At 69.3% G+C, this 8,453-nt stretch carries 7 protein-coding genes and 1 pseudogene; 4 read left to right on the top strand and 4 right to left on the bottom strand.

All coding sequences use genetic code 11. The features are described from left to right. The 4 genes and pseudogenes from KME78_RS65005 to KME78_RS37255 form a co-directional block, all read left to right on the top strand. Window positions 1-157 (top strand): annotated as a pseudogene (locus KME78_RS65005) (succinate dehydrogenase/fumarate reductase iron-sulfur subunit); the annotation flags it as partial. A gap of 115 nt (window positions 158-272) precedes the next feature. After that, a complete protein-coding gene (locus tag KME78_RS37265) occupies window positions 273-977 on the top strand; it encodes a TetR/AcrR family transcriptional regulator (RefSeq protein ID WP_219534135.1) in 705 nt (234 codons plus the stop codon). Window positions 978-980: 3 nt separating this feature from the next. Continuing rightward, window positions 981-1,781: a class I SAM-dependent methyltransferase gene (locus KME78_RS37260; protein ID WP_219534134.1), complete on the top strand. Its 801-nt coding sequence runs from the start codon at window positions 981-983 to the stop codon at window positions 1,779-1,781. A gap of 13 nt (window positions 1,782-1,794) precedes the next feature. Next, window positions 1,795-2,610 carry an oxidoreductase gene (locus KME78_RS37255; RefSeq protein WP_219534133.1) on the top strand — a complete coding sequence of 272 codons (816 nt, stop codon included), beginning with the start codon at window positions 1,795-1,797 and terminating at the stop codon, window positions 2,608-2,610. A 392-nt stretch (window positions 2,611-3,002) separates the two neighbouring features. Here KME78_RS37255 and KME78_RS37250 read toward each other — a convergent pair whose 3' ends face one another. From KME78_RS37250 to KME78_RS37235, 4 genes are all read right to left on the bottom strand, one after another. After that, window positions 3,003-4,361 carry a hypothetical protein gene (locus KME78_RS37250; protein WP_219534132.1) on the bottom strand — a complete coding sequence of 453 codons (1,359 nt, stop codon included), beginning with the start codon at window positions 4,359-4,361 and terminating at the stop codon, window positions 3,003-3,005. A gap of 1,976 nt (window positions 4,362-6,337) precedes the next feature. Beyond that, window positions 6,338-6,730 (bottom strand): (deoxy)nucleoside triphosphate pyrophosphohydrolase, encoded by a 393-nt coding sequence (locus KME78_RS37245; protein ID WP_219534131.1) that lies wholly within the window; start codon window positions 6,728-6,730, stop codon window positions 6,338-6,340. After that, window positions 6,727-7,827, bottom strand: coding sequence for a C40 family peptidase (locus KME78_RS37240; RefSeq protein WP_308127280.1), 1,101 nt, complete (start codon window positions 7,825-7,827; stop codon window positions 6,727-6,729). Before KME78_RS37240 ends, KME78_RS37245 begins: the two co-directional genes overlap by 4 nt. Continuing rightward, window positions 7,824-8,453 carry a hypothetical protein gene (locus KME78_RS37235; protein WP_219534130.1) on the bottom strand — a complete coding sequence of 210 codons (630 nt, stop codon included), beginning with the start codon at window positions 8,451-8,453 and terminating at the stop codon, window positions 7,824-7,826. Before KME78_RS37235 ends, KME78_RS37240 begins: the two co-directional genes overlap by 4 nt.

The raw sequence follows: 8,453 nt of genomic DNA, 5'->3' as shown, positions 1-8,453 counted from the left end.
GGGCTACTGCAACATCACCAAGTGCTGCACCGAGGTCTGCCCCGAGCACATCAAGATCACCGACAACGCGCTCATCCCGATGAAGGAGCGCGTGGCGGACCGGAAGTACGACCCGATCGTGTGGCTGGGCAACAAGATCTTCAAGCGCGCCAAGTAGCGTCGTAGCGAGACCAAGGCCGGTGAGGGCTCCCCTCACCGGCCTTTCTGTTTCGGGGAGTGTGACTTGTTGACTGGTTTTGCTAAACTGGTCATCAAGTCACCATGGAGGTCGGATGCTGGGAAGACCGAGTGAAGCCGCCGACCGCGCCGACCGGATCCTCGACGCGGCGGCCGAGCTGACCGTGCGCCTCGGGTTCCGCAAGGTGACGATCGACGACATCGCTCAGCGGGCCGGCATCGGCAAGGGCACCGTCTACCTGCACTGGCGTACCAAACAGCAGCTCTTCGAGGCCGTGTTCGTGCGCGAGGCCGTCATCTACATCGAGACGCTGCTCGGCGAGCTGCGCCGTGATCCGTCCGTGGTGCTGCCGCACCGCATGATCAGCACGCTGTTCCTGGTCGTCAACCGCAGGCCGGTGCTGCGCGCGCTCCTCACCGGCAACCTGCCGCTGCTCCAGGGCAGGATGGCGGAGCGCGCGACGCGCGGCAACGAGCTGCTCGCCACCGCGCGCTTCCACGAGGTGATGCTCCGTCACGGCCTGTTCCGCGACGACGTCGAGCACCTGATGTACGGCCTGATGGCGACGCAGACCGGCTTCTACCTCCTCGACACCCTGGCACCGGTGCCCGACGAGCCGGACCTGGAGGCCAAGGCCGGGGCGCTGGCGCACATCGTCCGGCACGCGTACGAACCGGCCGTGCCGCCAGGGCCGCAGGTGATCGCCGCCGCCGCCGCGGAGATCATCACCATCTACGACAGCCTGATCCCGCCCTACCGGGAGTTGCTCTACGGGACGCACCCCACCAGACAGGACTGACAGATGCGCACAGAAAAGGTGGAACTCACCGGCGCGAAGGAAACCCTCCTGTACACGCTGTACTTCAGGGCACTCGACAGCCGCTCGGCGCACCCGATCCTCGACGACCCCTGGGCCGCCGACACGCTCGCCCGCCTCGACTACAACCGCTTCAAGATCAAGATGGCGGCCGGCGACCGCTATCTGGGCCTGCTGCGTGCCAGGCGGCTCGACACCTGGACCAGGCAGTACCTCGCCGACCATCCCGACGCCACCGTGCTGCACCTGGGCTGTGGCCTGGACAGCCGGGTCCTCCGCATCGACCCGCCGCCCGGCGTCGAATGGATCGACGTCGACTTCCCCGAGGTCATCGAGCTGCGCAGGCGCCTCTACCCCGAGCGCGACCACTACCGGATGATCGCCTCCTCGGTGACGGAGCCCGGCTGGCTGGAGTCGATCCCCGCCGGCCGTCCGGTGCTGGTGATCGCCGAGGGACTGCTGATGTACCTCATGGCACCGGACGTCAGGCAACTCCTCGTCCGGCTGGCCGAACGCATCCCGCACGGCGAGCTCGCCTTCGACGCCATCGCTCCCTGGCTCGCCGCCTTCTCGAGGACGCTCGGCTGGCAGCTCTCGTCACTCGCCGATCCGCACGAGCCGGAGCACTGGACCGGCGGGCTCACCCTGCTCGACCGCGTCCCCGTCCTGTCGAACCTCGAACTGATCCCCGCCCCGCACTACCGCCTGACCCTCCAGGCCCTCACGAGGATGGCCTGGATGCGGAACGCCATGTCGCTGTTCCGCTACCGCATAGGTGATATCTGAGAAAGGTCGTTCCATGGCAGCCAAGATCTGCCTCGTCACAGGCGCCTCGGCCGGCATCGGCCACACCACCGCGCTCGAACTGCTGCGTGCCGGCCACACGGTGTACGGCGTGGCCCGGCGCGTCGACCGGATGGAGGACATCCGGCAGGCCGGCGGTCACACCCTCGCGATGGACGTCACGAAGGAGGAGGACCTGGAGCGCGTCGTCAGCACCGTCCTCGACGAGCAGCCGGGCATCGACGCGCTGGTGAACAACGCCGGCGTCGGCGTGTACGGCGCCGCCGAGGACGTGCCGATCGACAGCGGGCGCCACCAGTTCGAGGTCAACCTGTTCGGGCCCGCGCGGCTGATCCAGCTGGTCCTGCCGGGGATGCGCGAGCGCGGCTCCGGCACGATCGTCAACGTCTCGTCGATCGGCGGGGTGATCTCGCTCCCGCTCGGCGGCTGGTACCACGCCTCGAAACACGCCCTGGAAGGCTATACCGACAGTCTCCGCCAGGAGGTCGGCCGGTTCGGCATCAAGGTGGTGCTCGTCGAGCCCGGCCTCATCAAGACGGAATTCGAGTCGAGCACGCCCCGCGACCTGAGAGAGGTCTCCGGCAAGGGGGCTTACGCCGCCGTGGCGAACGCGATGGCGGACCGCGCGGAACAGTCCTTCTCCGGCAGCAAGGCCTCCGACCCCGCCGTGGTCGCCCAGTGCATCCGCGCCGCCATCGAGTCCACGTCCCCGAAGCCGCGTTACGCGGTCGGCTACCTGGCCAAACTCCTCCTGCGCATGAACGCCCTCCTCCCCGACCACACCTTCGACAAACTCGTCACCCGAACTTAAGGTTTCGTCGAACAAGCGTCAGCCGCGCTCAAGCTTTCGCTGAATCCCCGCACCCGCGCTGACCGCCGAACTCCCGTCGGTCACACCTGAGCTGACCACCGAGCTCCCATCGCTCGCACCTGAGCACCCCGCCTTCGTGCGCCTTGGGAGGTCCCCGTCGCCCGCACCTGAGCAACCCCCGCCTTCATGCGCCCCGCCGACGTCGGTGCTCACGGCGATCTGACCGCGTGCCGCCAACGTGGTTCTTTCCATCCTGTACGGCTTCGCATGGGCTACCCGCCCCACCGACGTCGGCGCGCGACATTCCAGCGCCGGTCGTGAACGCTCACGGGGCGCTCGCCGTAACGACTCGTTCTTGGCCGCCTTCTTCGGACAAGCGCATGACCGAGTTACTAGCTTCGGCCCCAACGGCGCTTGGGCTCCTGCGGAGGAAGCGGCTGGATGGCGGTCACGTCGTCGGCAGGAGGCGCCTCGACCGGCGGCGCGTCGGCCAACGGAGCGTCGGCCAGCGGTGCGTCGGCCGGGGCGGTTGGCGTGGCCGAGGTGGTGGCGGGGCCGAAAGCGTCCCACGGCTCGGCGTCGCCGGTCTCGGCGGCCGAGGCGGCGCCCAGGGGCCGCTCAGGCGAGTCCTCGTACGGGCCGGAGCCTCCGGGAGGGATGTCGGCCGGCGGCTGCTCAGCGGGCACCAGAGCCTCGAATGGAGCCCGGTACGGCTCCTCCTCGGGGCGGCTGAAGGCATCGAAGTCGGGCTTGGCGGGCTCGTGACTGAACGAGTCGAACTCATCCGGATGCAGCACCACAGGCTCACCCGCCGCCGTGGGCGGCTGCTCGGGGCTGTAGCCGGGCTGCCCGTACACGTTCGGGTCCTGGTAGACCGCGCCATACTGGACCTGTCCGCCCGGATAGGTCTGCACGGGGACAAAGCTGATGATCGGCGCGTACGCCGTGCCACCCGGATAACCGGGCGCCGGGAAGGCTGCCGTGGCATAGCCGGGACCTGCCGGGTAACCGGTCGGTCCAGGGGCTCCAGCCCCACCGGGAGCTCCAGGGAAGCCGGGCTGACCCGGGCCGATCTGCGGGCCCGCCTTGCGCACGGCCGCCGCGTGGGCCATCCGGCGCAGGCGGCCCTCGAAGATGAGCACCGCGAACAGCGCGAGCAGCACCAGGATGAGCGCCGGGATGCTGAGCTGCCGGGCCACCGTCTGCTGGTCGTACTCGGGGGCCGCGTTCCGCATTTCGAGCTGGACCGACTCGTCCGTCGGGCTCTCCGCCGAGGTCAGCGATGGCGACGTCGGGGGAGTCTCGGTGGGCGCCACGCTGGGCAGGACGACTGCCGGTTCCGTATCCTCCGGCGTGGTCGAGGGGGTCACGGACGGCACGTCCACGCTCTGCGACGGGAGCGGCTGCATCTGTGAGGGCGTGGTCTTCGGGGTGCTGGGGGTGCTGGACGTGCTCGGCTTCTTCGACTGCTTCGGGGTGGACGTCTTCGTCGTCGTCTTCGTGGGCGCGGTGACGGTCTTGGTGATCGTCGTTTCCGGGTCCGGCGTGGGAGTGTCCATCGTCGTGGTGATGGTGACGGTGGTCTCCGGGGTGATGTCGCACACTTCCCCGGCCTCGCAAGGATCGACGTCGGGGTCGTAGGCCACCGCGGAGGCGTTCGCACTCTGGATGACGAAGGGGACCGCACCGGCACCGGCCAATCCCAAGGCCAGGATCAGTGCGGACACGGCCGTCGCTCGCGTACGTGCCACCTGTGCCCTCCGCGCAGTCCCGAAACCATGGTCAAGGGAATCCTAGCCGGGTAAAAGTAACAGTAAAGACGGAATTACAACACCTTTCGCCACAATCGCGCGCGTTGCGCCCTGGCGACCAGCCACAGCCCTCCCAGCAGCACCGCGATCCCGCCCGCGGCCCACGGCAGCCCGCGTACGCCTGCCAGGGGATTCACCCGTTCGGCCGGTTGAAAGCGGTTGCCGGAAATGGCGAGAGGCAGTGGCGCCCCGACTTCTTCGGCCGAAGTCATGGCGCCCCATCCGGTCGCCGCACCGGCGCCAAAACCGGGAGTACCAAGTCCCTGAGTGCCGGGTCCTGGGGTGCCGAGTCCCGGCGTACCGCTGGTGCCAAGTCCCGGCGTACCGCTGGTGCCGAGTCCCGAAGTCCCCGCGGGGCCGGCCCCCGGAGGGGGGAACCCTGGGGTGCCGCCAACGACGGTCCCGGGCGTCACGGGCGTCACAGGCGTCACAGGCGTCACGGGGGGAGCGACCTGAGGCAGCCTCAGCGCGGGCTCGGGTTGCGTCTGCGGTGGGAGGACCTGGGCCTGTACGGTCGTGCCGCCCGGGACTCCGTGAGACGCGTGCCCGTGACCGGCCGAGACGGTCCGCAGATGGGACTTGCCCGGATGGCCGTTCGTGGGAGCCGGCCGTCCAGCAGGTGCCTTACCGGCCGGATGAGCGTCGTCGGTGCCGGGTCTTACACGCACCGCCCGGCCGTTCAGCGCGAGGTCACCGCGCGGGATCTCGACGAACGTCCGCGTCCCGTCGTCGGCGGATTTCCCACGGACCCCCACCTCGCCGCGCGTTCTCTTCGAGAGGCCCTCGACAGAGGCCCTTGCCCCGTTCGGGAGGCCCTCAGCAGTCGCCTTCGTCCTGCTTGAGATGCCCTCGACAGACGTCTTCGCCCCTTTTGAGAGGGTCTCGGCAGACGCCCCCTTGACTGGCGCTCTCACTGGCGCCTTGACGGGCGTCGCAGTGGAGCCGACGACGGTCGTGACAGCACCGCCCCCCATCTCACGCGCCCGAGCAGCCGCCGTGAGCACGACCTCCCTCGGTCCGCGCGGCACCGTGAGCAGCACGTCCACGGACCGATCACCCGCCGCATCACCCAGCGCGCACACCCGAGCCGCAGGAACGCCCCCAGGCACGATCCCGCCCGGCGCCGTCGCCGTGGGCGCGGTGACCACCGACGCGGTCAGCATCGACGACGGCCCAGACGCCAGGACACCGACCGATGCCGGCTCGGCCCCGACCACCCCGAACCCCTGCCCACCAGTGGCCTGCCCGCCCGTAGACGCCCCACCAGTCGTCTGCCCGCCCGTTGGAGCCCCGCCAACCGCTTGTCCACCCGTAGACGCCCGGTCAACCGCCTGTTCACCCGTAGCGGCCCCGCCAACCGCCCGTCCGCCGGCCACCTCACCGGCGAGCGCGTTCACCGCCGCGGTCCGGGCCGCCAGGGCGCCGTCTGGCACCGGCCCTCCGCCAACCGGTCGCCCACCCGCCTGAAGCCCACCCGTCTGAAGCCCACCGGTTTGGAGTCCGCCCGCCGTAAGCCCGCTTTCACCCAGCCCCGTGCTCGACCCCCCAGAGGCCGCAACAGGCAAGCCGGGACACCTCATCGACGTGAGAGCCCGCGCCGGGCTGGTCGCCACCGCGAGCCGGGCGTCGTGCCCCAGCCCGTCCAGACTCACCCGAAAGCGCAGCGCGTCCCCGGTCCGTACCCACTTCCCGAAGTCAGCCGGATCCCCCAGCCGCTCGAACACCAGCGCCATCCCAGCCGCTCCAGCGGCCCTGAAGACCTGGGCCGCCACAGGCTCGCACTGTATGCCCACCACAACCGACGCCCCGGCGAAGGCCAGTGCCCCCGCCACGATCCAGCCATGTCTGACCACGTCGCCTCCCCCCGGCCGAGTGACATTACTCGTAGTAATCGTTATGTCACTCAGAGGAGACGGTTAATCCTGCCTGAGCAGATCTTCCACGGCGTTCATGAGCGGCAGATCCGCCTGGAGCCACGCCACGTCGTAGTACTCGCCGGGCCCGAGCCACCGCAGCGCCAGATGCTCCTTGGCCTCCGGCACACCCGAGGCCACCGTGGCCAGCCAAGCCCGCATCACGTACCCCTCGGACAGCGGCCAGTCACCGCCGACCCGTGCGCCCACGGACACGGTCACCCCGAGCTCCTCGCGGCACTCCCGGATCAGCGCCTCGACCTCAGCCTCGCCGGGATCCACCTTGCCGCCCGGGAACTCCCACCCGCCGGCGAGCGCGGGCGGCTCGGCCCGTTGCGCGGCGAGCACGCGCCCGTCTGACGAAACGATCACTGCCGCTACCACGATCACTGTCATAGTGCGGCATTCTGCAGCTTCTTCAGCTGTTCGAGCACGTCGGGGTTCTGTAACGGTCGGGTGAAACCCACGATATTGTCGCGCGCCTGGTAGCTGGTCACCTTGATCGGCCCGCACAGCGTGCAGCGCGCCTCCACCATCTTGCCCTTCGACACGACCATCCCGACGTGTCCGGGGTTGTCGGGTCCCGTGCCCGGCCCGGCGTTGAAGAACACCAGGTCGCCCGCCTGTTCCTCGCCCTGCGAGATCTTCACGCCGAACGGCCACTGCCCGAACGTGGTCCGCGGGATCAACAACCCCGCCGCCCGGTAGGCGGCGTAGATGATGCCGGAGCAGTCGAACGCGTCGGGTCCGGTCCCGCCCCACAGGTACGGCTTGCCGCGCTGGGCCAGCGCGAACTCCAGGATCTTGGCCACCACGTCGCTCGGCGCGGCCTCGACCAGCGGATCGTCGCAGGAGTCGTCGGCCTGCGGCGGCACCTCGACGTCACCGGACTTGGCGTAGCCCTTGGCGATCTGCTCGACCTGGTCGACGTACCACCAAGCGCGGTTGTAGATGAACAGCGCCTGCCGTACCTTCTCCGGAGCGCCGTTGCGCTTGAGCATCTTCGCGGCGCCCAGAATGGCGTCGGCGGGATCGTAGACGTTACCGACGCCGTCACCGTTGCCGTCGGAGGCGTACCCACTGAACTTCGACGACATCGCGATCTGCGCCTTGCCGCCCCACGTGCTGATCAGGAACTGCATCGGCCCGGCCGCGCCCGCGTAGTTGGTGCCACTCTTGACGCCCGCCATGTTCGAACGGCCGTGGTCGGTCTCGCGTTTGCCGACGGCGGCCAGGATGTTCCACTGGACGCCGATCTTCTTGCCGTACTTCTTGTAGAGCTCCAGGTAGTCGGCCGGGATGTCCGCGGCGCCGGTGTCGGACACCTCCTGTACGGGGGTGCCGCCGTCGAGGCAGTCGGTACGGCCGGTGCCTCCGCTGCCGAGGAACGACGGGATCGAGGTCATGAGCATCGGCGACATGATGATGACGGCGAGGAGCAGCACCCCGGCGACTCCGACCGCCAGGGCGACGTGGGCGCGGGAGGTGTTCACCCCTGGGTGTCTCCGTCCTGGCCGTCGTCGGCGGGTTGCAGGTCGAAGACCCGCCAGTCGGAGCCCATCTGGCTCACCGTGACCGCGTAGTCGTCCACGAGCTGCTTGTTGCCGCTCTTGGCGGTGATCTGCTGTGTTCCGGTGACCACGAAGACGACCGACGACTGCTCGACCTGCCTGATCTCCTTCATCTTGGCCGTTCCGGCGGCCACGATCTCGTCGGCTCGGTCATGGTCGACGGTGCCGGGCGAGGTCCGCGTCCTCGCCAGGACGTTGCCGAAATCTGCGGTGGTGAACACCTTGACCCGATTCGCGTAGGCCGACGGCTCCTCGTCGTAGCGGTACGTCCCGTACGCGGCGGTGAACCGCTCAGCCAGGTCGGCCGCCGCGGCGAGCTGCTCCTTCGTCATCGGCAGGTAGGAGTAGATGTCGAACGGCTTGCCGCTGGCGGTCGCCAGCGGCTTGCTCGGCGCAGCCGGTGAGACGGTCGTGGTCCGGCCGGCGGACGGCTGCCCGGCGTCCGTGTCACCGGAGTCCGGCCACATCGTCAGGTAGATGCCGACGGCGGCGATGACCGCCACGATGGCGGCGAAGGCGACTCCCCGCTTGTCACCCGGCTGCGCCAT

This window comes from Nonomuraea guangzhouensis (assembly GCF_019396345.1).
GTDB lineage: Bacteria > Actinomycetota > Actinomycetes > Streptosporangiales > Streptosporangiaceae > Nonomuraea > Nonomuraea guangzhouensis.
Note: the sequence above shows the minus strand (reverse complement) of the source record. Positions and strands in the feature narration are given on the sequence as shown.

Excerpts from the sequence above, each read along its gene's own strand:
- KME78_RS37265 (WP_219534135.1), top strand. The coding sequence starts at position 273 with ATGCTGGGAAGACCGAGTGAAGCCGCCGACCGCGCCGACCGGATCCTC.
- KME78_RS37260 (WP_219534134.1), top strand. The coding sequence starts at position 981 with ATGCGCACAGAAAAGGTGGAACTCACCGGCGCGAAGGAAACCCTCCTG.
- KME78_RS37255 (WP_219534133.1), top strand. The coding sequence starts at position 1,795 with ATGGCAGCCAAGATCTGCCTCGTCACAGGCGCCTCGGCCGGCATCGGC.
- KME78_RS37245 (WP_219534131.1), bottom strand. The coding sequence starts at position 6,730 with ATGACAGTGATCGTGGTAGCGGCAGTGATCGTTTCGTCAGACGGGCGC.
- KME78_RS37235 (WP_219534130.1), bottom strand. The coding sequence starts at position 8,453 with ATGGCGCAGCCGGGTGACAAGCGGGGAGTCGCCTTCGCCGCCATCGTG.